25 protein-coding genes and 1 pseudogene are annotated in these 25,387 nt (G+C 64.3%); 10 read left to right on the top strand and 16 right to left on the bottom strand.

The window, feature by feature from the left end; genetic code table 11:
• Window positions 1-15 precede the first annotated feature (15 nt).
• Window positions 16-849, top strand: a complete 834-nt coding sequence (gene budA / locus AC3G7M_RS09075; RefSeq protein WP_489215815.1) for an acetolactate decarboxylase — start codon at window positions 16-18, stop codon at window positions 847-849.
• On the opposite strand, the gene AC3G7M_RS09070 is transcribed toward budA, so the two are convergent.
• From AC3G7M_RS09070 to secD, 3 genes are all read right to left on the bottom strand, one after another.
• Window positions 846-2,207 carry a tetratricopeptide repeat protein gene (locus AC3G7M_RS09070; protein WP_489215813.1) on the bottom strand — a complete coding sequence of 454 codons (1,362 nt, stop codon included), beginning with the start codon at window positions 2,205-2,207 and terminating at the stop codon, window positions 846-848. The two genes, budA and AC3G7M_RS09070, sit on opposite strands and share 4 nt — an antisense overlap.
• 195 nt (window positions 2,208-2,402) lie before the next feature.
• Window positions 2,403-3,377 (bottom strand): protein translocase subunit SecF, encoded by a 975-nt coding sequence (gene secF / locus AC3G7M_RS09065; RefSeq protein WP_489215811.1) that lies wholly within the window; start codon window positions 3,375-3,377, stop codon window positions 2,403-2,405.
• Window positions 3,378-3,388: 11 nt separating this feature from the next.
• Window positions 3,389-4,966: a protein translocase subunit SecD gene (secD, locus tag AC3G7M_RS09060; protein WP_489215809.1), complete on the bottom strand. Its 1,578-nt coding sequence runs from the start codon at window positions 4,964-4,966 to the stop codon at window positions 3,389-3,391.
• Window positions 4,967-5,191: 225 nt separating this feature from the next.
• Here secD and AC3G7M_RS09055 point away from each other — a divergent pair, with 225 nt between their 5' ends.
• Complete coding sequence (locus tag AC3G7M_RS09055) at window positions 5,192-6,172, top strand: Gfo/Idh/MocA family protein (protein ID WP_489215808.1); 981 nt, start codon at window positions 5,192-5,194, stop codon at window positions 6,170-6,172.
• Here AC3G7M_RS09055 and lpxB read toward each other — a convergent pair.
• The 5 genes from lpxB to AC3G7M_RS09030 are packed head-to-tail and all read right to left on the bottom strand — an operon-like array spanning window position 6,156 to window position 9,676.
• Window positions 6,156-7,337 carry a lipid-A-disaccharide synthase gene (gene lpxB, locus AC3G7M_RS09050; protein ID WP_489215806.1) on the bottom strand — a complete coding sequence of 394 codons (1,182 nt, stop codon included), beginning with the start codon at window positions 7,335-7,337 and terminating at the stop codon, window positions 6,156-6,158. The two genes, AC3G7M_RS09055 and lpxB, sit on opposite strands and share 17 nt — an antisense overlap.
• Window positions 7,334-7,792, bottom strand: a complete 459-nt coding sequence (locus AC3G7M_RS09045) for a GNAT family N-acetyltransferase (RefSeq protein WP_489215804.1) — start codon at window positions 7,790-7,792, stop codon at window positions 7,334-7,336. Before AC3G7M_RS09045 ends, lpxB begins: the two co-directional genes overlap by 4 nt.
• Window positions 7,789-8,664 (bottom strand): carbon-nitrogen hydrolase family protein, encoded by an 876-nt coding sequence (locus tag AC3G7M_RS09040; RefSeq protein WP_489215802.1) that lies wholly within the window; start codon window positions 8,662-8,664, stop codon window positions 7,789-7,791. The genes AC3G7M_RS09045 and AC3G7M_RS09040 overlap by 4 nt, the downstream gene beginning before the upstream one ends.
• Window positions 8,661-9,275 (bottom strand): GNAT family N-acetyltransferase, encoded by a 615-nt coding sequence (locus AC3G7M_RS09035; RefSeq protein ID WP_489215800.1) that lies wholly within the window; start codon window positions 9,273-9,275, stop codon window positions 8,661-8,663. The genes AC3G7M_RS09040 and AC3G7M_RS09035 overlap by 4 nt, the downstream gene beginning before the upstream one ends.
• A complete protein-coding gene (locus tag AC3G7M_RS09030; RefSeq protein WP_489215798.1) occupies window positions 9,272-9,676 on the bottom strand; it encodes a hypothetical protein in 405 nt (134 codons plus the stop codon). Before AC3G7M_RS09030 ends, AC3G7M_RS09035 begins: the two co-directional genes overlap by 4 nt.
• A 172-nt stretch (window positions 9,677-9,848) precedes the next feature.
• On the opposite strand from AC3G7M_RS09030, the gene AC3G7M_RS09025 reads away from it, so the two are divergent.
• The 5 genes and pseudogenes from AC3G7M_RS09025 to AC3G7M_RS09005 all read left to right on the top strand — a co-directional run.
• A complete protein-coding gene (locus AC3G7M_RS09025; protein ID WP_489215797.1) occupies window positions 9,849-10,655 on the top strand; it encodes an FkbM family methyltransferase in 807 nt (268 codons plus the stop codon).
• Window positions 10,656-10,824: 169 nt separating this feature from the next.
• On the top strand, window positions 10,825-11,373 hold the full coding sequence (locus AC3G7M_RS09020) for a LysE family translocator (RefSeq protein ID WP_489215795.1): 549 nt from the start codon (window positions 10,825-10,827) through the stop codon (window positions 11,371-11,373).
• Window positions 11,374-11,469: 96 nt separating this feature from the next.
• Window positions 11,470-12,015, top strand: coding sequence for a LysE family translocator (locus AC3G7M_RS09015; protein ID WP_489215793.1), 546 nt, complete (start codon window positions 11,470-11,472; stop codon window positions 12,013-12,015).
• Between the two features lie 59 nt (window positions 12,016-12,074).
• Window positions 12,075-12,266: a hypothetical protein gene (locus AC3G7M_RS09010; protein ID WP_489215792.1), complete on the top strand. Its 192-nt coding sequence runs from the start codon at window positions 12,075-12,077 to the stop codon at window positions 12,264-12,266.
• Window positions 12,235-12,504, top strand: a pseudogene (locus AC3G7M_RS09005) (Uma2 family endonuclease); the annotation flags it as partial. The gene AC3G7M_RS09010 and the pseudogene AC3G7M_RS09005, both read left to right, overlap by 32 nt.
• A gap of 139 nt (window positions 12,505-12,643) precedes the next feature.
• On the opposite strand, the gene epmA reads toward AC3G7M_RS09005, so the two are convergent.
• The 8 genes from epmA to AC3G7M_RS08965 form a co-directional block, all read right to left on the bottom strand.
• On the bottom strand, window positions 12,644-13,654 hold the full coding sequence (gene epmA, locus AC3G7M_RS09000; RefSeq protein ID WP_489215790.1) for an EF-P lysine aminoacylase EpmA: 1,011 nt from the start codon (window positions 13,652-13,654) through the stop codon (window positions 12,644-12,646).
• 3 nt (window positions 13,655-13,657) lie between these two features.
• Entirely contained in the window at window positions 13,658-15,043 is a 1,386-nt protein-coding gene (locus AC3G7M_RS08995; protein WP_489215788.1) for an FGGY-family carbohydrate kinase, read from the bottom strand.
• 6 nt (window positions 15,044-15,049) lie between these two features.
• A complete protein-coding gene (rhaM, locus tag AC3G7M_RS08990; RefSeq protein WP_489215786.1) occupies window positions 15,050-15,364 on the bottom strand; it encodes an L-rhamnose mutarotase in 315 nt (104 codons plus the stop codon).
• 11 nt (window positions 15,365-15,375) lie between these two features.
• Entirely contained in the window at window positions 15,376-16,380 is a 1,005-nt protein-coding gene (locus AC3G7M_RS08985) for an ABC transporter permease (RefSeq protein WP_489215784.1), read from the bottom strand.
• On the bottom strand, window positions 16,377-17,375 hold the full coding sequence (locus tag AC3G7M_RS08980) for an ABC transporter permease (protein WP_489215782.1): 999 nt from the start codon (window positions 17,373-17,375) through the stop codon (window positions 16,377-16,379). Before AC3G7M_RS08980 ends, AC3G7M_RS08985 begins: the two co-directional genes overlap by 4 nt.
• A complete protein-coding gene (locus AC3G7M_RS08975; RefSeq protein ID WP_489215780.1) occupies window positions 17,368-18,852 on the bottom strand; it encodes a sugar ABC transporter ATP-binding protein in 1,485 nt (494 codons plus the stop codon). Before AC3G7M_RS08975 ends, AC3G7M_RS08980 begins: the two co-directional genes overlap by 8 nt.
• A gap of 66 nt (window positions 18,853-18,918) precedes the next feature.
• On the bottom strand, window positions 18,919-19,926 hold the full coding sequence (gene rhaS / locus AC3G7M_RS08970) for a rhamnose ABC transporter substrate-binding protein (protein ID WP_489215778.1): 1,008 nt from the start codon (window positions 19,924-19,926) through the stop codon (window positions 18,919-18,921).
• A 65-nt stretch (window positions 19,927-19,991) separates the two neighbouring features.
• Window positions 19,992-20,813 (bottom strand): DeoR/GlpR family DNA-binding transcription regulator, encoded by an 822-nt coding sequence (locus AC3G7M_RS08965; RefSeq protein WP_489215776.1) that lies wholly within the window; start codon window positions 20,811-20,813, stop codon window positions 19,992-19,994.
• A 192-nt stretch (window positions 20,814-21,005) separates the two neighbouring features.
• Here AC3G7M_RS08965 and AC3G7M_RS08960 point away from each other — a divergent pair, with 192 nt between their 5' ends.
• The 3 genes from AC3G7M_RS08960 (at window position 21,006) to AC3G7M_RS08950 (ending at window position 25,384) form a co-directional block, all read left to right on the top strand.
• Window positions 21,006-23,114 carry a bifunctional rhamnulose-1-phosphate aldolase/short-chain dehydrogenase gene (locus AC3G7M_RS08960; RefSeq protein WP_489215774.1) on the top strand — a complete coding sequence of 703 codons (2,109 nt, stop codon included), beginning with the start codon at window positions 21,006-21,008 and terminating at the stop codon, window positions 23,112-23,114.
• A gap of 5 nt (window positions 23,115-23,119) precedes the next feature.
• Window positions 23,120-24,433 carry an L-rhamnose catabolism isomerase gene (rhaI, locus tag AC3G7M_RS08955; RefSeq protein ID WP_489215772.1) on the top strand — a complete coding sequence of 438 codons (1,314 nt, stop codon included), beginning with the start codon at window positions 23,120-23,122 and terminating at the stop codon, window positions 24,431-24,433.
• A 96-nt stretch (window positions 24,434-24,529) separates the two neighbouring features.
• Entirely contained in the window at window positions 24,530-25,384 is an 855-nt protein-coding gene (locus AC3G7M_RS08950; protein ID WP_489215770.1) for a fumarylacetoacetate hydrolase family protein, read from the top strand.
• The last annotated feature ends 3 nt before the right edge of the window (window positions 25,385-25,387 follow it).

The raw sequence follows: 25,387 nt of genomic DNA, 5'->3' as shown, positions 1-25,387 counted from the left end.
CGGAGAGACAGGACAATGCCCCGCCTCACCTGCAATATTTCCCAGTCCCTTTGGGATGCGCTGCATCAGGCCGCGCATGAGAATGGGGAGACGATTGCTCATGCCGTCTCCCGCGCATTGGCCGACAGCCTGCAAGTCGAGCATGGCACGCTGTTCCAGGTCTCAACCGCTGGCGCCCTGGTGCAGGGCGTGCTGGACGGTGCCGTCTCGGTCGGCACCCTGCGGGAGCATGGCAATTTCGGGCTCGGCACCTTCGTCGATCTCGATGGCGAGATGGTCGTGCTGGACGGCCAGTTCTATCAGATCCGCTGCGACGGATCGGTGCATTTGGCCGATGAAAGCCAGCAGGCGCCCTTCGCCCTGGTGACGCATTTTAACCCGGACCGGGCCCAGACTTTGCAGCCCTTCGCGTCCCTGGACGAATTGATCAAGCAACTTGACCGGCTGCGGACGAGCGACAACCTGTTTTTTGCCGCGCGCGTCAGCGGTGTGTTCCGCCATGTCCATAACCGCGCCGCCTGCAAAGTCGGCCCCCATGAGAGCCTGGCGGACTCGGCTGCCCATCAGGGGGAATTCCACACCGATGACGTGCGCGGCACCATGGTCGGGTTCTGGACACCAAGCTACGTCAAGACGATTGGTGTCGCCGGCTGGCATCTGCATTTCCTGAGCGACGATCGGCACTTTGGCGGGCATGTTCTGGGCGCGGCCGGCGACGGGATAGAGGTTGCGATCGAGCATCTCGATGATTTTCGCATCGCGATCCCAGAAACGGCGCAGTTTCTGGCCAGCGACCTCTCAGCCGATCCATCCGCCGTACTGGACCGCGCCGAGAAGGCGCCACATTAGATAGCTGCGACCGCGGCCGCGATGGCGGCGAGCGGCGCATCCCAGCTGCCATGCCGCTGCTGCCGGAACAGCCGCAGCGACGGATACCAGGGCGTGTCCGTCCGCTCGCGTAGCCAGCGCCAGTCCGGCGTGAAGGGCAGCAGCACCCAGGCTGGCTTTCCCAGAATGCCGGTGAGATGGGCGACTGACGTATCGACGGTCACCACCAGATCGAGTGATGCGATCAGCGCCGCTGTATCCTCGTAATCCTCGATATCCTTCGCGGCGTCGATCAGCGGCGCGGTGCCCTGATAGGGTGCGATATCGGCGGCGCGATCGCCCTTCTGCAGGCTGATCAGGGCGATGCCCGGAATGCCGGAGAGTGTATCCGCGATGGTGGCGAAGCTGATGGAACGGTTGCGGTCATTCTTATGCGTGGGCCGCCCGGCCCAGACGATGCCGACGCGGCGAAGACCCTGCGGCACACTTTCAGCCATGCGGCCTGCCCAGAGAGTCGCTTTTGTGGGGTCAAGCGGCAAGGGCACGACGGGCGGGATGGTATCGAGCCGCGTGCCCATCAGCCGCGGCAGGCCGGAGAGCGGCACATAGGCCGCGAAATCCGTGCAATCCGCCCAGCGCGTGCGGATATCGAGACCGGGGAACATGCGGTGGATGGTGGGCGCCATTTCCTTACTGGTGGCGAGGAAGGTCGGCTGCCCCTTGGCAAGCGCCCAGGGGATGTAGCGGCTGAATTGCAGCACATCGCCGAAGCCCTGGTCACCGATCAGCATGAGGGCGCCGGATTCGAGCGGACCGCCACCCCATTGCGGCTTGGTCTGGCGGATGGCGGGCGGCATCAGGGGCGGCACGCCCGGCATGCGGAACCGCCACTCATACGCTTCCCAGCCTTCCGCGAATTCACCCAGCAGCAGCTGCGCCTCGGCGATGGCGAAATGGGCGCCGGGCATATCGTGCTTGAGCGCGACCGCACGGCGGGAACTGTCGAGACCGGCGGCGATCTGCCCGCTTTCATGCAGGATGACGGCCTGGTTGTGATAGCCAACCGGATCGTCCGGCTTCAGCGCGATGGCCCGGCTGATGGCGGCTATCGCGTCATTGAGCCGTCCGGCGACGCGGTACATTTCGCTGATATTGCGCAGATAGAGCGGATTATTCGGCTCATGCTGGAGGGCGCGCTCCAGAAGCTGGATACCCAGGGGATGGCGCTTGCTGCGGAAGGCGACGATGCCGGCCAGATGTAGCACGCGCCCGTCCTGCGGGGCGGCGCGGAGCAGGTGGGTGGCGACGGCTTCCGCCTCCTGGGCGCGGCCAGCTTCATGCGCGCGCAGACCCAGCGCCAGCATGAGGCCGATCGGCATGGGCACCATCGTCTCAGGCGGGCGCGCAGCCGGCGGAGATGAAGCCGGCTCAGGTGCAGCCGGCTCAGCCATTATGGGCGGCGGCGCGGCCGGCGGCGGCGCGGTTTCTATCCTGGAATCGATGTCGAAACGAGCATTCAGATCTGCGGCCATGAGGCCCAGCTTAACGCCGGATCATGACCGCCGCGAATAGGCTCAACGCGCGCGCGCCTGAACTTTCTTCGGATCTTCCGATTTCGCCGGCCGCGTATCCCGCCGCAGCCGCTTCTCACCAAGGAACAGCAGGATGGGTGCTGCGATGAAGATGGAAGAGGAGGTGCCGACGACGATGCCGAACAGCATGACGATGGCGAAGTCTTCGATCGAGGAGCCGCCGAAGATCGCCAGCGGCAGGGCCGCCAGGAAGACCGTCATGGACGTGCCGAGCGTTCGGTTGAGGGTTTCATTGATCGACATGTCGATCAGCTCGCGCAGCGGCATCGACTTGTACTTGCGCAGATTTTCACGCATCCGGTCATAGACCACCACCTTGTCGTTGGTGGAATAGCCCAGCACCGTGAGGATGGCCGCGACCATCACGAGATCAAACTGCAGGCGGGTGATGACCAGGAAGCCGATCGTCTTGGTGATATCCAGGATCAGCGTGACCACAGCGCCGACCGCAAACTGCCATTCAAAGCGGAACCAGATATAGACCAGGATCATCAGCAGCGAGAGGCCAAGCGCCATCAGGCCCTGGCGGAAGAGCTGGGCCGAGACCGAGGCGCCGACGGCGCTGGTGCTGAGGACCTGGTTGCCGGGCGAGACCTGATCGAGCGCATCATGGACGCGGGCGACCGCGGCATCCGTGGCCTGCGCATTGGCCCGGCTTTCCAGACGGATCATGACTTCGTTCTTGCCGCCCAGGCTTTGCAATCCGGCATCCGGCAGGTCGTGGGCCGCAAGTGCCGCGCGCAACGCCGGGAAGCTGGGAGCCTGAGCGGTGCGCACTTCCATGACGACGCCGCCCTTGAAGTCGATGCCGAGGCGCAGGCCCGGATAGAAGAAGAGCCCGACTGAGGCGAGGGACAGCACCGCCGAGACCATCAGGCCGGCGAAGCGGCCCCGCATGAATTTGATGCGGGTGCCATCCGGCACCAAGCGAAACAGCGGCCTGTAGAAGAAGCGCATCGGGGTCGTCCTTAAACCGGCAGCGCGGTGGGGCGCCGGCTTACATACCAGCGCGAGGTCAGAAGCCGGGCAAAGATCGTCGCCGTGAACAGAGTCGTGACGATGCCGACGGTGATGGTGACGGCGAAGCCGCGCACCGGGCCGGAGCCGAAGATGAAGAGCATGACATGGGCCAGCAGCGCGGTGACGTTGCTGTCGATGATGGTGCCGTAAGCGCGCTTGTAACCCGCCTCGAGCGCGGCGAGCGGGGTGCGGCCGTTCTTCACCTCTTCCCGGACACGCTCATTGATGAGGATATTCGCGTCCACCGCCATGCCGAGGGTGAGCAGGATGCCGGCCATGCCGGGCAGGGTCAGCGTGGCGCCGATGAGGGAGAGGATGCCCATCATCATGACGAGATTGGCGACCAGCGCGATATTGGCGAACCAGCCGAAGAGCCCATAGGCGCCGGCCATGAAGAGGATCACCAGGACGAAGCCGACGACGAGGGAAATGGCACCGGCGCGAATGGAATCCGCCCCCAGTTCAGGGCCGACGCTCTGCTCCTCGATCACCGTCAGTGGCGCCGGCAGGGCACCCGCGCGCAGCAGGAGGGCGAGATCGGTCGCGGCCTGGGCATTGGCGCTGCCGCTGATCTGCGCGCTGCCGCCGGTGATGGCCTCGCGGATGACAGGGGCGCTGATGACCTCGTTATCCAGCACGATAGCGAAGGGATGACCGACATTGGCGCTGGTGACCTCGGCGAACTGCCGCGCGCCCACGCTGTCGAAGGTGATGTTCACCACCCAGCCGCCGGTCTGCGGGTCCTGCCCGGCCTGGGCATTGGTCAGATCCGCGCCATCGACCATGACCGCCTGCTGGATGGCGACCTTGTTATGGGGGTCGCCCTGCATGGGCAGGAAGGCATCCCCGATCGGCGCCGCGGTGCCGGCATTGGGGTTCACGCTTTCATCGACGAGATGAAAGGTCATATGCGCCGTCTCACCCAGCAGCTTCTTGATGTGCTGCGGATCGGAAATGCCAGGCAGCTGCACCATGAGGCGGTTTTCACCCTGCTGGGCGATCTGCGGGTCGACGATGCCGGTGCTGTCGATGCGGCGGCGGACGATTTCAATGGACTGCGTCACGGCGGCGGTGGCGCGGGCCTGCATGGCGGGCTTGGACAGCGTGAGGATAAGGCTGGTGCCCTCCCCGCTTGCGTCGAAATCGGCGAGGCTGGCGGGGCCACTGGGCGGCGTCAGCAGATCGTTCAAGGCGCTGATGGCGGCCTGGCGCTGGGACGGGTCCAGCAGCTCGATCTGCACCTGGTTGGCCGGGACGTCGGCCGCGAGGCGCGTATAGCCGACGCCGGACTTGCGCAAATCCTGGCGCACCTGATCGACCGTGCTGCCAAGCTTTTCGCGGGCGACCGCGTCCATATCGACCTGCATGAGCAGGAAGCTGCCCCCGCGCAGGTCGAGGCCCAGATGGATCTGGGGCCAAGGCATCCCGTTCTTGGGCGCAGGCCAGAAATTGGGCAGGCACAACAGGATGCCGATCAGGCAGGCCCCGATCACGGCGGCGGCCTTGAGCCGGCTGAAATAAAGCATAGCGGCGGAAGGCCCCCGGTTATCAGACTCTGCTAGACTATATTTGGCGCGGAGGTATGGCGGCCTGCCGCGGGCATGGCAAGTGCCGTGGGCCTAGGGTCTGAATTCCGCCACGATCGCGGGTTGATTGCGGGCCCGGGCTTGGTTCGGACAAGGCCAGCTGCTAACGCTCCCTTCTATAATCGCCGCCATAGCTGGCGGCTCGGCTGATGGACAAAGCGACCGATGGAAACCGTGAAGCTTGGTGTAGCCGGGGTCGGACATTTCGGCCGCTATCATGCCTTAAAGGCGGCTGCCGCCCCTCGCGCGCAGCTGGTCGGCGTCTACGACCGCGACCCCGAGCGCGCCCGCACGGTGGGCTGGGAGGCCGGCGCACCGCCTTTGCCCCTGGAAGAGCTGATCGCGGCGTCTGACGCCATCATCGTGGCGACACCGGCGGAGGCGCATTTTGAGATCGCGGCCCGCGCCATCCGGGCCGGCCGCCATGTGCTGATCGAAAAGCCGATCGCCTCCACCCTGGAGGAGGCGGACAGCCTGGCCGCCCTGGCCCGTGAGCATGACGTGGTGCTGCAGGTAGGCCATCTGGAGCGGTTTTCCGCCGCCCACGGCGCTGTCTCCGCCCGCATGGGCCGGCCCCTCTATCTCGAAGCCGTCCGCGTCGCGCCCTTCAAGCCGCGCGGGACGGATGTCTCGGTCATTCTCGACCTCATGATCCATGACCTCGACCTTATCCTGGCCCTGGTCGATGCGCCGATCGAAAGCGTGGATGCGGTGGGGGCGGCGGTGGCCAGCGCCCATGAAGATATCGCCAATGCCCGCGTGCGCTTCACCAATGGCTGCGTCGCGACCATCACGGCGAGCCGGATTTCGCTCAAGACCGAGCGGCGCATGCGCATTTTCGCCCAGAGCGGCTATCTGGCCGTGGATTTCGCGGGCCGCAAGCTGACGGCGATCGTGCGGGGCCAAGGCGGTTTCCCGGTGCCCGGCATGCCGGATTTTTCGATCAAGGAAATGGCCTGGGAAGATCATGACAGCCTGGCCGCCGAGCATGAGGCCTTCTACGCCTCGGTGCTGGACGGCGCGCCGGTTCTGGTCGACGCCGCGGCGGGCCGGAGGGCGCTGGCGGCGGCCATTGCCGTGAAGGAGGCGATGGACCGGTCCAACGCGCTTGTCACCGCATCAGGGCTGTTCAACCCGGCTCAGTGATCCGCCGCGCGCGCGGCGCCAGCAAAGACAGCACCGCCTCTGCCGCCGCTTCGGAGGGCAGGCCATGCGGCGGCCGCAAGCTCTGCATCACAGCCGCGAAGGCTGCGCGTTGGGCAGCGGCGGCCGCGGGATCTTCCAGCAGGCGGGATACTTCATCCGCCAGTCTGGCGGGCGTGCAGGTCTGCTGGATCAGTTCCGGCACCACTTCCCGCCCTGCCAGCAGATTGACCATCGCGGCGTAGGACACCTTCACCACGCGCCTGACAATGGCCGCGGTGATCGGATTGACCTTGTAGGCGACGACCATGGGCACGCCGGCAAGCGCCAGTTCGAGCGTCGAGGTGCCGGATTTTGTCAGAGCGACAGCGGCTGCCGCGAAGGCGTCATGCTTGCCCTCCACATCCGTGACCAGGATCGGCTTCACCGGCCAGGATGCGACCGCGGCGGTCACACGCGGCGCGACCGAGGCCGCGACCGGCATGACGGGCACGAGATGCGGAAAGCGGGCGGCAAGACTGGCGAGCGTTTCCGCAAATATCGGCATCAGCCGGGTGATTTCGGTGACGCGGCTGCCGGGCATAAGGATGACGGGTATGGCCTCATCCGGCAGGGTGTGGGCGGCCCGGAAGCGCGCCGCATCGCCCTGTTCAGCCCCTGATTCCAGCACCGGGTGGCCGACAAAATCAGCGGCCAAGTTATGCTTGGCAAAAAACGCCGGCTCGAAGGGCAGCAGGCAGAGCAGCTTCTCCCAAAGGCCCGGATATTTCTTCACGCGATGTTCGCGCCAGGCCCAGACCTGGGGTGCGACGTAATGGGCACGGGGGATGCCCAGCGAGGCGATGCGCTTCAAAAGCCGCAGCGTGAAACCGGGGCTGTCGATGGTGACGATGACGTCCGGCCGGCGGGCCGTGACATCGGCGACCGTCTGGTCCATGCGCCGGGCAAGCGCGCGGAGTTTGGGCAGCACTTCGGCGAGGCCCATCAGCGCCAGTTCATGCATCGGGAAGAGGCTCACGAAGCCCTCTTCCGCCATGCGCGCGCCGCCGATGCCAGCGAAACGGACACCGGGCCTCTGTGCCGAGATGGCGCGCATCAGCCGGGCGCCAAGCACGTCCCCGCTCGCCTCCCCCGCCACGATATAGATGAGCGGCGTTTGATCGCTCATCGGATCGCCTTTTCCATGAAGAGGCTCAAGGGGTCTGCGCGATAGTCACCGAAGGGGCCGATGCGGCGGAAGCCGGTCGCCTCATACAGCCCGATCGCTGCAGGCTGGCGAATGCCGGTCTCCAGACGCAGGAGCGACAGACCTTGGGCGCGCGCCTCCGCCTCGATCGCGGCGAGAAGGGCGCGGGCGAGGCCCAGGCCGCGCGCGGCCGGATCGACGAAAAGGCTTTTGACTTCACCATAAGCCGCATCCACACGCTTGAGCCCGCCGCAGCCGCGCGCTTCGCCATCCTGACGTGCGACGAAAAAGGAGACGTCCGGCACGTCGAGACCGCTCTCATCCAGATGATGGTTGCTCTCAGCCGGATAAAGACTGTCCGACAATGCCCAGGCTTGCTCGAGCAAGGCGCGGATGCCGGGGCCCCGCACGGCTTCCCGCGCGACCGTGACCGTCATGCGAAGGTGACGACCTGGCAGCCTGCCGGATGAGGCGGCCAGTCACGATGGTTGCGCACGCCACCATCCTGCCGCACGGCATCGATCATGGCCGGGTCGAGTTCCGCGAAAACCAGGCCCGGCTCATCAAGCTGGCCGCGCGCGATGACGCCGTCATCCGGGAACCCGCGGTCGCAGGGGCCGAAGACGCCGGCATAGCCGCGATTGACGTCAAGCGTCGCGGACCAGGGCGCCTCGCCCACTGTCGGCGTAATGGCGACGAAGCACTGATTCTCGATCGCCCGTGCGCGCGCCGAGAGATGCACGCGATTGAAGCCCCAGAGCGTATCGGTGCAGGAGGGCGAGAGGATGAGCCAGGCACCGGCTTCCACCTGGGCGCGGGCCAGCATGGGGAATTCGACATCGTAGCAGATGGAGATGCCGATGCGGCCCCAGGGCGTCTCAAACACTTTCGGTTCCTCTCCTGCGGCGACCTTCCATTCCTCGTTCTCGAAGCGGGTCATGACCCGCTTTTCCTGAAACTGCACGACGCCCGAGGCTGAGATGAAGGGGGCGCGGTTGCGGATAAGACCGTCGCGCCGCATCGGCACCGAACTGCCGAGCAGCCAGAGGCGGTGGCGCATCGCCGCCTGGCGCATCACCTCGACGATGCTCTCGGCGCGGATGACGATTGCCTCGCGTTCGGAGACCGCGTCGCCCGCATCGGTAAAGGCGGTGGCGAGTTCCATGGCGGCGTATTCAGGCAGGACCAGCATCTCAGCCCCGTCCTCGGTCGCGGCGCGGGCGATGTCATCGATCTTGACCTCGAAATCATCGAGGCTGCGCAGCCGCTCGATCGGATATTGCGCCAGGCAGAGGCGAAGGCGGGTCACGGCAGGGGCGCTCCTGTCAGAGATTTCAGCCAGAAGGCGAGCCGGTGCGGCGTCTCAGCCGCGGCGCCGACTTCCTTCCAATGCATGATGCAGCTGAGATCGGGGTATGGGGTGAAGCCGCGCCGGCGCCAGAAGGTATCGAGCGGCACGGCGTCCGCCGGTTTGCCCGGATGGCCGGCCGGGCGCTGCACGGCACAGAAGGCGGCGAAGTCGCAGCGCGAGACAGCGCTTGCATGGGCCTCGCGCTCAGCAAAGAAGCGCACGCCCGCGCCCGTGCCACGGTACTGCCGCAGCAGAATGGACTCGCCGAAATAGAAGACGCGATCGACCGCGATGCCGGCCGCCCGGAACGGCGCCTGGACATTGGGCGTCTCATCAGCGAGCGGCAGGCAGGTTGAGGCGCCAACCACTAGGTCGCCGTCACAGGCGAGCACGACAGCAGCGCGGGGACTTTCGATATAGGTGCGGAGATAGTCTTCCTCATAGGCCTGATCGCCTTCGTAGAGATAAGGCCAGTCGCGGAAGACCGTGATGCGCAGACGGGCGAGTGCGGGGATGAAGGGGCTCAGCGCCTCACCCGTAACGGCGCGGATGGCGAGCGCCTGCGTCATCCGCACGCATTGCCGCGCAGAATGACGGCGACGGCGACATCGCCTGCGCCCTGACCACCTGGACCCATCTGAAAGGTTGCCTCACAGCCGGTGGTGACCACAGTCGGCGGCGCATACCAACCACCCCAGCCACCGCCCCAGGGACCCCAGGGACCGCCGCCCCAGCCAGGGCCGGGGCCGCCCGGAATGACCTCGGTATTCTGCCAGACATAGGCGAGATAGGTGATGCCGCCGGTGGTGATGGTCCGCTGCGGCACGCCGAGGCCCTGGACGAGGGCGGATTCCGGCTGGCCGATATAGGCATGCAGACGCTCGGACAGCGTCGGGCCAGTCTGGCAGGAGGCCAGGCCGAGGGCGAAGACAGCACCCAGCGGCGCGGTCAAACGTGCGAAGAGGCGCATACGACGATCCGAACGAAAGCCATGATTTCCCTCTCGTTAGCATGGCGACGAAGGTCCCGCCATGCCGGGCCAGGATTGCGCCTTGGTGGCGGCCTCATCACCGAGGCGTCTTTCCAAAAATTTTGCGAATTGGGCCGCATAAACCGGCACGGAGCAGACAAGGCCCTTCCCGATGACCGATGCCGCCCCAGCCGCACTGGACTGCACAGGCTATCTTCTGGCCCTTAAGACAGACGGCTTGCTGGGCCGCGCGGGCGAGGCTTTGCTGGTGCCGGCCGACCAGGTGATATTGCCCACGGTCTTCACGCGCGGCAACTGGCAGCCGGAGGAAATCCGCTTCTTCGCCGACCGGCTGGGCGCAGGGGCGCGCTACAGCCTGCTTGATATCGGCGCGAATATAGGCCTGTTCAGCCGGCAGATGGTGCGGGCTTTTCCGCAGATCGAACGGCTGTATTGCTTCGAGCCTTCACCGCTGAATTTCGCGGCCCTGCGCTTCAATCTGGCCCCATTCGGAGACCGGCCCGGCCTTCACTTCGTCAATGCGGCGCTCGATACCGAAGACGGCGTGCAGACCTTCTATCAGGATCGCGCGAATATCGGGAATCATTCGCTCAACAAGGGCGCGATGCATGATGTCGGCGCCTATGACGAGAAGCGGGTGCAGGTTCTGTCCATCGCGCGCTGGATGGATGCGAACCTCTCCCCCGATGAGCGGCTGATCTGGAAGTCTGACACGCAGGGTTTTGACGAGCGCATCATCGCCACCGTGCCATGGGCGCATTGGCGGCGCATCGACTATGCGGTGGTCGAGGTGTGGCGGATCAGCAAACCCTACCTGGACTGGGCGGCTTTCGCCGCCCGGATTGAGGATTTTCCCAATCGCTCGCTGGGCATTGGCAATCCGGTTGCGACGGAGACGGTCCTGGACTACCTGCGGGCCGAGGACGGCGTCCATACCGACCTATACCTCTGGCGGTGAGCACTGGGCAAAATATTGCTTCGGCAAGCTGAGCGGCAGATCTGCTTGACCGCGTGACAGCCATGGGCTTGGCTTGCACAGCCGCAACGAAAGACATCTCATGCATTGGCATATCTGGCTGGAATTCGTGATCGTCTCCGCGATGATCGGAGTTGTGCCGGGACCAGGCGTGACCAGCATCATCGGATATGCGCTGGGGTCTGGTCGCAAGACTGCTTTGTCTTCGGTTGCCGGAATGGCAATCGGCAATGCTGTTGCCATCACCCTGTCGCTCGGCGGCGTTGGCGCTATTCTCGCCGCGTCCGCCCTGGCCTTCTCGATCCTGAAATGGGCCGGCGCGCTGTATCTGATCATTCTGGGCATGCTCACGCTGATTCGGAGTACGCGGCCCACCGATCTCAGCATCAACAGGCGACCGATCAAGCCACGCGCTGCCTTTTTCAGCAATGTGGCCCTGGGTATGTTTCATCCCAAGACGATCGTTTTCTTTATCTCCTTTGTGCCTCAATTCATCAACAAGGATGCGAACTACGCCGCGCAGGCGGTGCTATTTGGCGTGACCTTTTGTCTTGTTGTGGGCCTCACCGATGCGAGTTATGCACTCGCCGCCTCCAAGGCGGCCCATCTCTTGCGGCGCCCCCGGACGGCCGTCTGGTCTCAGCGCGCCAGCGGTGGCGTGCTCATCGCAGCAGGCGTCGCGACGGCCACGACCCGCTGACGCGAGGACTGTGTCCTGAGCCTCGGCGCCGCCCTTATCGCCTTCACGCTGGCGGCCTCGCTGCTCACGATCACGCCCGGGCTGGATACGGCGCTGGTGCTGCGCACCCTGGCAGCCCACGGACCAGCCCAGGCCTTCAAGGCTGCGTGTGGCGTTGCCTGCGGCTGCCTCGGCTGGGGTATCATCGTCGCCGCGGGTCTTGGCGCGCTGCTGGCGACCTCGCATCTCGCCTATGAGGCGCTGCGCTGGGTGGGCGCCTTCTATCTGTTCTATCTCGGCGGCAGGCTAATCCTTTCCCCCCGGCGCCAGGGCATGGCGATACAGGGAGAAAGGGTGCCTTCCGGGACGCGCGCCTGGGCCCGCGGTTTCCTCACCAATATCCTGAACCCGAAAGTCGGGATTTTTTACGTATCCTTCCTGCCGCAATTCATCCCGGCCCAGACAGATGTGCCGGTGATGGTCATCCTTCTGGCCTGCATTCATGTGACCCTAGGCGTGGCCTGGTTCGGATTACTGATTGCGGCCGCCCGGTCTCTGCTGCCGCTGCTGCAAAGCCCCCGCGTGGTGACGGCTATGGACCGGCTGACCGGCCTGGTTTTCCTGGGTTTCGGCCTGAAACTGGCTTTCAGCGACAGGCCTTAACCCCTCGCGCGCCGCGAATATCCTACCCCTTGGGAAAGACCGCCTGCTAGAATGCCGCCATGAACATCGCCCTGCGCAAGCCGATGACGCTGCAGCAGTTCCTGGCCTGGGAGGACCGGCAGGAGCTGCGCTACGAATTCGACGGTTTCCAGCCGATTGCCATGACCGGCGGCGCATTCCGCCATTCAGCGCAATATCCTGTTCGCCCTGACTGGCCGTTTGCGCGGAAAGCCCTGCCAGCCTTTCGGTAGCGACCTCAAGATCGCGGTCGCTGGGCGCATCCGCTACCCCGACGCTTTCGTGACCTGCACGCCGGTGGCAAACAGTGCCCGCGTCGTGAGCGACCCTGTCATTGTCTTCGAGGTCCTGAGCCCCAGCACGGCGGAGACCGATCTTTTCGCCAAGAATGCCGAATATCGGGCCACGCCCAGCGTTCAGCGTTACGTGGTTCTGGAACCGACCCAAGCTGCTGCCATCGTCTTTGCCCGCCAGGGCGATAACTGGCTGTCGGAGATTCTGGCCGAGCGCGACGTGCTGCGGCTGCCGGAGATCGGCGTCGAGATTCCCCTCCTGGAATTCTATGCCGATATCGACTCAGCACCCCGCCTGAAGGCGAGACCGAGGCCGCTTAAGGGAGCGGCTCCGGCAGCCATTGCACCTGATCGATGCGGTCAGCGCCTGATGCGATCATGGCGAGCCGGTCGAAGCCGAGTGCGATGCCGGCGGCAGGCGGCATGCCGTGTGCGAGGGCGGCCAGGAAATCCTCATCCAGCGGCCAGCCTTCCTCCCCATAGATCGCGCGGCGGCGGGCGCGGTCTTCCAGGAAGCGCGCCCGCTGTTCCGCCGCATCCGTAAGCTCTACGAAGGCATTGGCGAGTTCCATGCCGCAGACGAAAAGCTCAAACCGCTCGGCCACGCGCGGATCGGCGGGGTCTCGGCGCGCTAGCGCGGCCTGGGCCGCCGGCCAATGGGTGAGGAAGGTGGGGTGTGCCTGGCCGATGGCAGGTTCCACCTTTGCCAGCAGAAGGCGGAAGAACAGATCCTCCCACTCCTCACCATCCCGCAGCCGTTCCCCGGCGGAGGCGGCGAGGGCCGCGGCATCACCTGCCGTGCCGAGCAGATCGGCCCCGCAATAGCGCTGGAAGGCGGCTGCCACCGTCAAGTGTTCCATTTGCCCCAGGCTTGTGGTGACGCCCTGCGCGGTCACCACCGGGGGCAGCACGGCGCGGAGGAAAGCGCTGGTCTCGGCGATCAGATCCTCCATGGACGCGCCGGGATTATACCATTCCAGCATGGTGAACTCGGCTGCGTGGCGGCGGCTGCCCTCCCCGTTTCGCCAGACGCGGGCGAGCTGGAAGATGGGACCGGCACCCGCTACCAGCAGGCGCTTCATGGCGAATTCGGGGCTGGTATGGAGAAACAGCGGTGTGCTTCTGCCATCGACCCCGATGCGTTCCGTGCGGAAGGCCGAGAGATGCACCTCCTCCCCCGGCGCTGTGACCGCGTAGGGCGTCTCGACCTCAGTATAGCCGCGCGCGGTGAAGAAGGCGCGGGTGGCGGCGAGCAGCAGGCCACGGCGGCGCAGGAAGGGCTGCCGGGCGGCAAGGCTTTCAGGATGCCAGGACGGAAGAGAGGCCATGGGTCAGGCCGTTAGCATGCCCCGCCAGCGATCACGATAGGCACGTAAGGCGGAAGCCTCCGGCCAGGGGTCGGACCCCGCACCTTCATGCTCCATCGGCGGGGTGAAACCGGCGAGCCACAGCACCGCCGCCGCGATGCCGCCGCGCGTGCCACTGGGCAGCACATGGTCATTCGGGCGCAGGCTGGCGAGCAGGTCGGGGAAGAGCGGATTGGCCGCGAGTGGCCCGTCAACCAGAATGGCACCTGCGGTGCCCAAATGATCGAGGATGAAATCGGCCATCAGCGCGCAATAAAGGGTGGCGAGCGCCGCACGGCCGGAGGGCGGCAGCCCCTCATCCGCAATCAGTCGCCCGTCATGACCCTGGAAGGGACCCGCGAGCGCGAAGCTGGGCAGCGCCATGGCATCAGCCTGGAGGACCGAGGCCAGTCCGGCGGCATCGGGCGGGATGCCCCGTCCCGCTTCCCCCGCGATCGCCGCATATTCACGGCCGCCCATGAAGCGGGCTGTGGGGGTGGCGATGCCCAGCGCATCGACATTGGCGAGCATATCCTCCGCCTCATGCAGGCGGGTGAGATCAGCCCCTTTGGCGAGGATGATGCACCAGGTGCCGCTGGAGACGACGGAGAAATTCTCCTGCTCCGGCCGTGCCACGCGATGGGAGAGATAGGACGCGTTGGAATCGTGAATGCCGCAGATGACGGCGCAATCGCCGGGCAGGCCGGTCGCCTGCGCGAGGCTCGGCAAGAGCGGGCCAAGCACGGCACGCGCCGGCCGCAACGGCGGCATCACAGCGCCCCAGCCTTGTGCCGTTACCAGCGTTGAAAAGCCTTCAGCGGCGGGATTCCAGAGATCGGTATGGCAGCCGAGCGAGGTGACTTCCGACGCCGCCACGCCGGACAGGCGCCAGGACCAATATTGGGGATAGGGCAGAATGGATTGCGTGCGCAGAAAGACGTCCGGCAGCGCGCTCTGAACGAAGAAAATCTGCGTGCCGAGATTGAGCCCCGCGGGCAAAGCCGGCGACAGCGTTTCCGCGAAGGGCGGCCGGACCGCGCGGTAGTCCGCCAGGACGGCGTCATAGCAGCCGTCTTCGTAATCGGGCGCGAGCAGCACCTCCCCTTCCCGCCCGACCAGAACCATGGCGGCACCATGGGCCACGGGCACGATGGCGCGGATACGATGCTTCTCGGGTGCCTGCGTGAGTTGCGCGATCAGCCAGGCTTCAATGCCGTGAACATCAAGCTGCTTCGTGAGCGGCGCAGTCTCGGGGCTGAGGATGGCAGGTGACGGCCGCTCCACCGACCAGACGGTGCGCCCGCTCTCCTCCACCAGCAGCAGCTTGGCATTGGTCTTGCCGATATCGATGACGGCGACGAGGCCAGACATGGTGGCTCAATCCAGATGGAAGACGGGGGTCAGTGGCACGACCACAGGCGACGAATCCGCATTCGTCGCCATGATATCGCCCATATGCTTCCACCAGCGCTGCATGACGGCATGGGCGGGAAGTTCCGCCATGCGGTGATCGACAGTACGGCGGAGCACCGCGAAGAGCGCATGCGTCTCGGGGTCCAGAAAGATCGAATAGTCGCTGATGCCTGCTTCATGCAGCAGGGCCACCAGTTCCGGCCAGATCTCGTCATGGCGGCGGGTGTAGTCGGCGGCCTGGCCGGGGTTGAGCTGCATGCGGAAGGCGATCTGTTCCATGGCCGTCCGCCTCAATGCCGCCGGCGTCGGCCGGAATAGCCGACTACGGAGGAGAGCGAGACGACGGCGATGAGCAGGCCGCCGGTGACGATGGCGAGCACGATGCCCGGCACGTTGAGCAGTGAGAGGCCGAAGGTGACGAGGCCGATCAGCAGGGCCGAGAGCACGACGCCGAGAATGGAGCCCTGGCCACCATCGATGGAAATGCCGCCCAGAATGACCATGGTGATCACCTCCAGCTCCCACCCCGTCGCGATGGACGGACGCGTGGAACCCAGGCGCGAGGTGAGCAGAACTGAGGCCAAGCCCGAGACCAGGCCAAGGAGCACGAAAATCCAGAATTTGTAGCTGTCGACGCGAATGCCCGACAGGCGCGCGGCGATGGGATTGGCGCCGATGGCAAAGATGCGCCGGCCGATGACGGTCGTATGCAGGACGATCGCAAAGATGACGGCGAGGACCGCGAAAAGGACGAGTTCAAATGAGACCGGCCCCCAGACATAGCCCTGGCCGAAATAGGCGAAATCCGGGTGATAGGATTTGAGCACGCCGTCTCCGATGACCGCGTAGGCCACGCCACGGAACAAGCTGAGCGTGCCGATGGTGGCGACGATGGAGGGCACACGAAAGACCGTGACCAGCACGCCGTTGATGGCGCCCGCGATCAGCCCGACGACGAGGCCCGTGAGGCAGACCAGGGGGGTGCCGAAACCGGCTTGCGCGACAAGACCCATCATGACCGAGGCCATGGCCATGATGGAGCCCACGGAAATATCGATCTCACCCGCGATGATGAGCAGTGCCATGGGCAGCGCCATGATGGCGCGCTCGGTAAAATTGAAGCTGGCGTCTGACAGCGTCCAGGGGCTCAGGAAATAGGGTGAGAGCCGGGTATTGAGCAGAAAGTCGGCAATGACGACGAGGCCGAGAAGCGTTTCCCAGCGCAGCAGGCGGCGCCATGTGAAGGACTTGGCTGGCGTCGCGCGCGTCTGCACGGAAGAAGAGAGCGTGCTCATGAGGATGCCTCCGCACGCTCAAGTATCTTGCGGCCGTGGTTCTTGCGGTAGGTTCCAGCGTTGAGAATGACGGCGACGGTGATGACGAAGCCGCTCACCGCCATCTGAAAGAACGGAGAGATGCCGACGACGGGGAGTGCGTTCTTGATGATGCCGAGGAACAGGCCGCCGATGACGACGCCGACGACACCACCGACGCCGCCCGTGATGGAGACGCCGCCGATGACGCAGGCCGCAATGACCTGCAGCTCGAAACCTGAGGCGACATCGGTATAGGCGACCGCGAAGCGCGCCACCCAGAGATAGCCCGCGAGACCGGCAATGGCGCCCGACAGCACGAAGGCGAGGCACTGCATGCGCCCGACATCGATGCCGGCATAGCCCGCCGCATTCGGATTGTTGCCGGCGGCATAGAGGTTACGGCCCGCAACCGTATAGCGCAGGAACATAAAGGCAAGGACCGCGACAAGAAGGCCGATCCAGCTGAGGACGGATATGCCCAGGATGGGAAAGCGCACGAAACTGAGGAAGAAAGGCGACATCTGGCCGCTATTCACCCAGGCGCCGCCGGAGACGAGATAGACGCAGCCGCGATAGACCGACAGCGTGCCGAGGGTGACGACAATGGATGGAATGCCCACCCGCCATACCAGCAGGCCATTGAACAGACCCAGCGCCGCGCCCATAGCCACGGCGATGACCAGCACCGGTAGAATGCCTGCGCCCGGATAGTGGGCGTTGAACAGTGCCACCACCATGCCCGTCAGCGCCGCATTGGCGGCAACCGACAGATCAACCCCACGGGTGAGCAGCACGAACATCTCGCCCACCGCCAGCATGATCAACAGCGCCGTGTCATCGACCAGCGACTTGAGATTGTCGATGACCAAAAAACGCGGAAAGGCGATGGTGACAAGAGCCAGAAGCAGCAGGGTCAGCAGGCCGAGCCCCACTTCATGCGGTAGGCCACGACGGGCGCCAAACATCTTAAGCATCGGTTGCTGCCTTCACAATGCTTTCAGGCGTCGCATCAGCGCGCGTGAAGGTCGCGCGCAGACGGCCACGCCGCATGACAAGGATACGGTCTGCAAGGCCCATGACCTCGGGCAGTTCGGAAGAGACCATGATGATGCCGAGGCCGCGGGCGACGATTTCACCCATGAGGCGATAGACCGCGGTCTTGGCGCCGACATCAATGCCCTTGGTCGGCTCATCCATGATCAGCACGCGCGGATTGGTCGCGAGCCATTTCGCGATGACGACCTTCTGCTGGTTGCCGCCGGAGAGTTCCTCCAGCCGCTGGCCGACGCCAGACGTCTTGATCTGCAGCTGCGTCACATAGTCTTCCGCCAGCGCCCGCTCATCCGACCGGCGCATGAAGCCACGATGCGAGAGATGGGAGAGCGACGGCAGCGCGATATTGCTGGAAATGGGAAACCGCAGAATGCCGCCCTGAATCTGGCGGTCTTCCGGCACATAGGCAATGCCTGCGCCGATGGCATCTTCCGGCGTCTTGATCGTAAGACGCTGGCCTTCCAGGTTGATTGCGCCATGATCCGCGCGCGTGAGGCCAAAAATCGCCTGCATCACTTCCGAGCGGCCGGCCCCAACCAGGCCATAGACGCCGAGGATTTCGCCGCGCCTAAGACCGAAGCTGACATCGGCGAATTCTTCGCCGCGCGACAGGCTGTCCACGCGAAACAATTCCTCGCCGATCGGCACGGTGATTTTGGGAAAGACCTGGTCGACCGAGCGGCCGACCATGAGTGCGATGAGCTGGTCGCGGGAGACCGCGGAGATGAGGCCGTGCCCCACGGCCGCGCCGTCGCGGAACACCGCGTAGCGATCGGCGACGTCGAAGATTTCCTCGAATTTGTGGCTGATGAAGAGAATGGCGCGGCCTTCCGCCTTCAGGCGGCGGACGATGGCGAAAAGCTCCTCGACCTCGCGATGCGAAAGAGCGGCCGTCGGCTCATCCATGATGACGATGCGGGCTTCATTGGACAGCGCGCGAGCGATCTGCACGAGATGCTTCTGTGCCACGCTCAATTGCCGCATGGGCATCCGTGGATCGATGCGCGGGTCAAGCTCGGCCAGGATGATGCGCGCGCGTTCGCGCATGGTCGCCCAATCCACCATGCCGCGCTTGCGCGGCCTGTCAGTCACAAAGATATTTTCGGCGACCGAGAGATCGTCGAAAACGACCGCTTCCTGATGAATGGCACTGATGCCGAGCCGGCCGGCATTATCGGCCGAGCCGATATGGACGGGTTCGCCATTGAAGCGGATTTCACCGCCATCGGCATGATGCACACCGGTGAGAATCTTCACGAGCGTTGACTTGCCGGCGCCATTCTCGCCGATGAGGGCAGTGACTTCGCCGGAATAGAGGTCTAGCTCACCCTTCACCAAAGCTCTGACGCCGGCGAAGGATTTTGTGACACCCGCGAGGCTGAGTATCGGTTCGCTCATGAGCGCCAGCCTATCTTTGCAGGCGGCGCCGGACAGAGCCGGCACCGCCTATTCTCGGAAAGAAAATCAGAAGATCTTCGCGAATTGTTCGACGTTCGACTTGTCATAGGTGAAGGGCACAGCCATGGCGCCAACGCCGCTGGCATCGAAGCTGATTTTGCCCATACGGCCGTCGGGCAGGCTGTTGCCAGGCCCCTTCGCGCCATTGACCAGATCGACCGCGACATAGGTCGTGGCATAGCCGAGGTCGATCGGGTTCCAGATGGCGAAGCTCTTGATGGAGCCGGCTTCAACATGGCCCGCGCATTCTGACGGCAGACCAAGGCCGGTGACAAAGACCTGTCCGACCTTCTTCGCGTCCTCCACGGCCTTGGCGCTGGCGACGATACCGACCGAGCTGGGAGAGACGATGACCTTGAGATCGGGGTATTTCTGCAGGAGCGCCGTCGCCTCACGATAGCTGTCATCGGCGAGGTCATTGCCGTAGACGGTGGAGACCAGATCCAGCCCAGGATATTGCGGCAGATACTTCTTCATCACCGCGATCCAGGCGTTCTGGTTGGTCGATGTCGGGGTGGCGGAGACGATCGCGAACTTGCCCTTGCCGTCCGGCGCGGCCGCGGCGGTCAGCTTATCCAGCGCCTCGCCGATCAGCTCATCCGACGAGGGTGCGACATGGACGAGGCGCCCATCCTGGCCTACGGCGGAATCATAGGAGATGACCTTGATGCCGCGGGCCAGCGCGCGCTTGCAGATGGGCACCAGCGCATCCGGGTCATTCGCGGAAATGGCGATGGCATCGACATGCTGGTCGATCAGCGACTGGATGACCTCGATCTGGCCTTCGGCGGTGGTGGAGGTTGGACCGGTGAAAATGATCTTCACATTGCCGATCTGCTTCGCGGCTTCTTCCGCACCTTTATCTACGGCGACAAAGAAGCCGTTGCCGAGCGACTTGGCAACGAGGCCGACGCGAATTTCGCCGGCGGCGCGCGCCTTGCCTGCCAGCCCTACCGGCACGGCCGCCGCACCCAGCGCGGCGGCTGCCGTCTTGATGAATACTCTACGGTCCATGATCATTCCTCCCTTTGTTGTTCCGACGTTTTGCCGTCGTTTAGGCGATCATCTTGCTGCGATAGTTATGCGACGTGCAACAATCCTTTTCCGCCGGGCTCGGCGCCCGCGTCGTCCGCTTCCACGACGACCGTTTCGATCCCGGCCGCACGTAGAACCTCCAAATCCTCCGCGGACGCGCCGCTATCGGTGATCACGGTGGTGATCCGCGACAGGGGTGCCACAACCATGGAGGAGCGCTGGCGCAGCTTGCGGCTGTCGGCCAGAATAACCACCTTCTCGGCGCGCTCCAGCAGCTTGATCTGCGCCTGCACGATGAGCGGATCGGTTTCCATCATGCCGAAGCTGTTAAGGCCGTAGCAGCCCGTGAGCAGCAGCCGGCCCCAGAAATGCTTCGTCGTGTCATGGTCGAAGGGGCTGAGCACGATATTCTGCTGCGGATAGATGGTGCCACCGGGAATCGTGATGCGGTGGCGATTGTCCTGCATCAGGTCCGCGGCCAGCGAAAAGGAATTCGTCAGAATATCCAGCTTCACATCGCCCAGGAATTCGATCAGGCGATAGGTTGTGGTGCCACCATTGATGACGACGCTGTCGCCGTCTTCCAGCATGGCCGCCGCGGCGCGCGCGATGGCGCGCTTTTCCGCGAAGCAGACACGTTCTTCGGTTGCGAAATGCACCGCCCCGAGATGGGTCTGGTGACGCGGCCGCAAAGCCTCCGCCCCGCCGCGCACCCGGCGCAGCTCCCCCCGGTCAGCCATGGCGGCGATGTCGCGGCGGATGGTGGCTTCGGAGGCCACCAGCAGCTCGACAAGCTCCGTCACCGAGACCACGGAGCGGTCCTCGACCAGGTTCAGGATGATTCGATGGCGCTCGCGCTCAAGCACGGACGGCGGTTTCCTCGTGTTTGATCGCAGGAAGCGTCAGAAACGCGCAGCCGTCAAGCATCTTCTTGCACATAATGATCGTTTTTTATCGAAGATGGTTGATCATGATCGAAGTTCGGATTAGGACAGCGGGAAGGTTAAGCGGAAACCGGCCGCATCTACCGGTGAAAAGCGGGCCAGCGGGAGGATCGAATGGACGCGCTCGACCATGTATCTTTGCTTGAGGATCGGTGGGATGATGCAGCAGCAGCGGGGCTGAGCCCTGAAGCCTTGCTGGTCTATCGCTCCAACCTGCTCGGCTCCGACAAGCGCATCACCAATTACGGTGGCGGCAATACCTCCTCCAAGATCGCCACGCGCGATCCGCTGACCGGTGAGACCGTCACGGTTCTGTGGGTCAAGGGATCAGGTGGCGATATCGGCAGCATCAAGCTGGACGGTTTTGCCACGCTGTATATGGACAAGCTCCATTCGCTGCGCAGCATATACAAAAGCACCGACCAGGAAGATGAGATGGTCGGGCTCTATAATCATTGCACCTTCAACCTGAACCCCCGCGCCACCAGCATCGATACCGCGCTGCATGGTTTCATCAACCATCCCCATGTCGATCACGTCCACCCGGATGCGATCATCGCGATTGCCGCTTCGGCCGATAGCCGCGCGCTGACGCAGGAGATTTTCGGTGACGAGATCGGCTGGGTGCCGTGGCGCCGTCCAGGCTTTGAACTCGGCCTGTGGCTGAAACAATTCGCCGATGAGAACCCCAAGGCCAAGGGCCTGATCCTGGAAGCGCATGGTCTGTTCACCTGGGGAGAGACCCAGAAAGACTGTTACGAGACGACCGTCGGCACCATCAACAAAGCTATTTCCTTCCTCGCCGAGCGCAACCGCGGGAAGGTCATTTTCGGCGGCCAGCGCATCGGCCCGGCAGCACCTGAGACGCGGCGAGCGACAGCCGCCAGCCTGATGCCGGTGATCCGCGGGCTGATCAGCAAGGACGGACCGCTCAAACTCGGTCATTTCGACGACAGCCCCGAAGTGCTGGAATTCGTCGGCTCCCACGCGCTGGCAGAGCTGGCACCGCTCGGCACCTCCTGCCCGGATCATTTCCTGCGCACCAAGATCGCACCGCTGGTTCTGGATTTTAACCCGGCGACGCAGACGGTCGCCGATCTGCTGCCCGGCCTGCCGGCAGCACTGGAAGCCTATCGAGCCGGCTACGCGGCCTATTATGAGCGCTGCCGCCGCCCGAACAGCCCCAAGCTGCGCGACCCCAATGCGGTGGTCTATCTCATTCCCGGCATCGGCATGCTGACCTTTGCCGCTGACAAGGCGACCGCCCGCATCGCCGGCGAATTCTACCGCAATGCGATCAACGTCATGCGGGGTGCCTCCACCGTTTCCACCTATCGCGGGCTGCCCGAGCAGGAAGCCTTCGATATCGAATACTGGCTGCTGGAAGAGGCGAAGTTGCAGCGCATGCCGAAGCCCCGCGCGCTCGCCGGCAAGATCGCCTTTATCACGGGCGGCGCCGGCGGCATTGGCATGGCCAGCGCCCGGCGGCTGATGCAGGACGGCGCCTGCGTCATGCTATGCGATATCGATCGGGATGTGCTGGAAACCTCCCGTCAGGAACTCGCCAAGACCTATGGCGGGGATAATGTCGGCACCGTCTGGGCCGATGTCACCAAGGAGGACGCCATCACCACCGCCTTCCGCGAGACGGCGGCGACTTTCGGCGGCCTGGACGTTTGCGTCTGCAATGCCGGCATCGCCTCCGCCGCGCCGCTGGAGGATACCTCGCTTGCACTGTGGCAGAAGAATATCGATATTCTGTCGACCGGCTATTTTCTGACCTCGCGCGAAGCTTTTCGTCTCATGAAGGATCAGGCGATCGGCGGCTCCATCATCATGGTCGCGAGCAAGAATGCGCTTGTCGCCTCGCCGGGCGCCTCGGCCTATTGCACGGCGAAGGCATCCGAGCTGCATTTGTCGCGCTGTGTGGCTTTGGAAGGGGCGCCGCTTGGCATCCGTTCCAATGTCGTCAACCCTGATGCCGTGCTGCGCGGCAGCCGTATCTGGAAGGGCGAATGGGGTGACCAGCGCGCGGCCTCCTACCAGAAATCCTCGCTGGAAGAGCTGGACGAGGTCTACCGCCAGCGGTCTTTGCTCAAGCGCAGCGTCTATCCTGAGGATATCGCGGAGGGCATTGCCTTCTTCGCCTCTGACATCTCATCCAAATCGACCGGCAATATCATCAATATCGATGCCGGCAACGCCAACGCCTTTACGCGGTGAGCATCATGGATCAGATCACGCAGCCCGCCCTGGACCAGGATTTCATCGCGTCCCAAAACGCGCCGCTAACGGCCACCCTGCGGGAGGAATTCGATGCGCTGGGGCGCACGCTGGATAGGCGCGGCATCGATATCGAAGTCGTCACCCGCGCGGTCGCGGCCTTCGCCGTCGCATCACCGAGCTGGGCGGTGGGATCAGGCGGCACGCGCTTCGCCCGCTTCCCCATGGGTGGTGAGCCGCGCCATATCTTCGACAAGCTGGAGGATTGCGCGGTCGTCAATCAGCTGGCCGGTGCAACGCCCACCGTCTCGCTCCATTTTCCCTGGGACGAGGTCGAGGACTATGCGGCGCTGACGGAATTTGCCGGCGCCCTCGGCCTGGGCTTCGACGCCGTCAATTCCAATACCTTCCAGGACCATCCGGGCAATGCGCTGCATCCGCTGTCCTATAAATATGGCAGCCTGACCCATACGGATGCCGCCGTCCGCGCCCAGGCCATTGCGCACAACATTCATTGCGCGGACCTTGCCGCCAAGATCGGTGCGCCGGCGCTGACCATCTGGCTGGGTGACGGATCAAACTTTCCGGGCCAGCAGAATTTCACCCGCGCCTTCGAGCGCTATATCGAGAGCGTGAAAGCAGTCTATGCCGCGGTGCCGGGCGACTTCAAACTGTTCCTTGAACATAAGATGTACGAGCCCGCCTTCTACTCGACCGTTATTCAGGACTGGGGCTCCTCGCTCCTCGCCGCCCAGGAAGTGGGTGAGCGCTGCCTGTGCCTGGTCGATCTTGGGCATCATGCGCCGAACGTGAATATCGAGATGATCGTCTCCCGCCTAGTGCATGCCGGAAAGCTTGCCGGCTTCCACTTCAACGATTCGAAATATGGCGATGACGATCTGGATGCCGGCGCGATCGAGCCCTATCGCCTGTTCCTGGTCTTCAACGAGCTGGTGGATGCGGCCTATCGGCGTGCGCCGGGCTTCGCCCCGTCCTACATGCTGGACCAGTCCCACAATGTCACCGATCCGATCGAGAGCCTGATGACGAGTGCAGTGGAGGTGCAGCGCGCCTATGCCCAGGCCCTGCTGGTGGACCGCGCGGCGCTGGAGGGTTTTCAGCAGGCCAATGACCCGCTGATGGCGAGCCAGACGCTGAAGCGCGCCTTCACCACCGATGTGCAGCCGATCCTGGCGATGGCGCGGCTGCGCAAGGATGCGGCGATCGACCCGGTTGCCGCCTATCGCGCCAGCGGCTATCGCGCGGCGGTGACGCGCATCCGGCCGCCGAAGTCCGGCGGGTCGGGCGGCATCGTCTGAGACCCGGCATGGACGGCCGCGGGTTGTCTGCCGGCCTTCATGGGTCCAAAATAACGCGGAACGGGCATAGGCCCAGCAAGCGGGAGACGGAAGTCCATGAAATTACTGCGTTTTGGCCCTTTGGGCGCGGAAAAGCCTGGCCTGCTGGATGCTGACGGCCATATTCGTGACCTGTCCGGCGTGCTGGCCGATATTACCCCGGATGCGCTGTCCCCGGCCTCCCTCGCCACCCTGGCAGCGCTTGATCCCACCAGCCTGCCGCTGGTCGAGGGCAACCCGCGCCATGGCGTGCCCGTGAAGAACCCCGGCAAATTCATCGCCATCGGGCTGAATTATGCCGACCACGCCGCCGAATCCGGCATGCCGATCCCGAAGGAGCCGATCGTCTTCACCAAAGCGATCACGTCTCTCTGCGGCCCCAATGACACGGTCGTGATCCCCAAGGATTCCAAGAAATCCGATTGGGAGGTCGAACTCGGCATCATCATCGGCACCAAGGCGCAGTATGTCGATGAGATTACCGCTCTCGACTATGTAGCAGGATATTGCGTCGTCAATGACGTCTCCGAGCGCGAATGGCAGATCGAGCGGGGCGGGTCCTGGGACAAGGGCAAGGGCTGCGATACGTTCGGCCCCACCGGCCCCTGGCTGGTGACGAAGGACGAGGTCGGCGATGTGCAGGATCTCTCGATGTGGCTGGACGTGAACGGCGAGCGCCGCCAGACCGGCACGACCAAGACGATGATCTTCGGCGCCGCAACCCTGGTAAGTTATGTCAGCCAGTTCATGACGCTGCTGCCCGGCGACATCATCACCACCGGCACGCCGCCCGGTGTGGGCATGGGGCTGAAGCCCGCCCCCGTCTTCCTCAAGCCTGGTGATGTCATGACACTTGGCATTGAGAAGCTTGGCGAGCAGCGCCAGGACGTGATTGCCTGGCCGGGCAAGTGATCT

This window comes from Acidisoma sibiricum, from assembly GCF_057837225.1.
The sequence above is the reverse complement of the archived record's forward strand: the minus strand, read 5'-3'. Positions and strand labels throughout refer to the sequence as shown.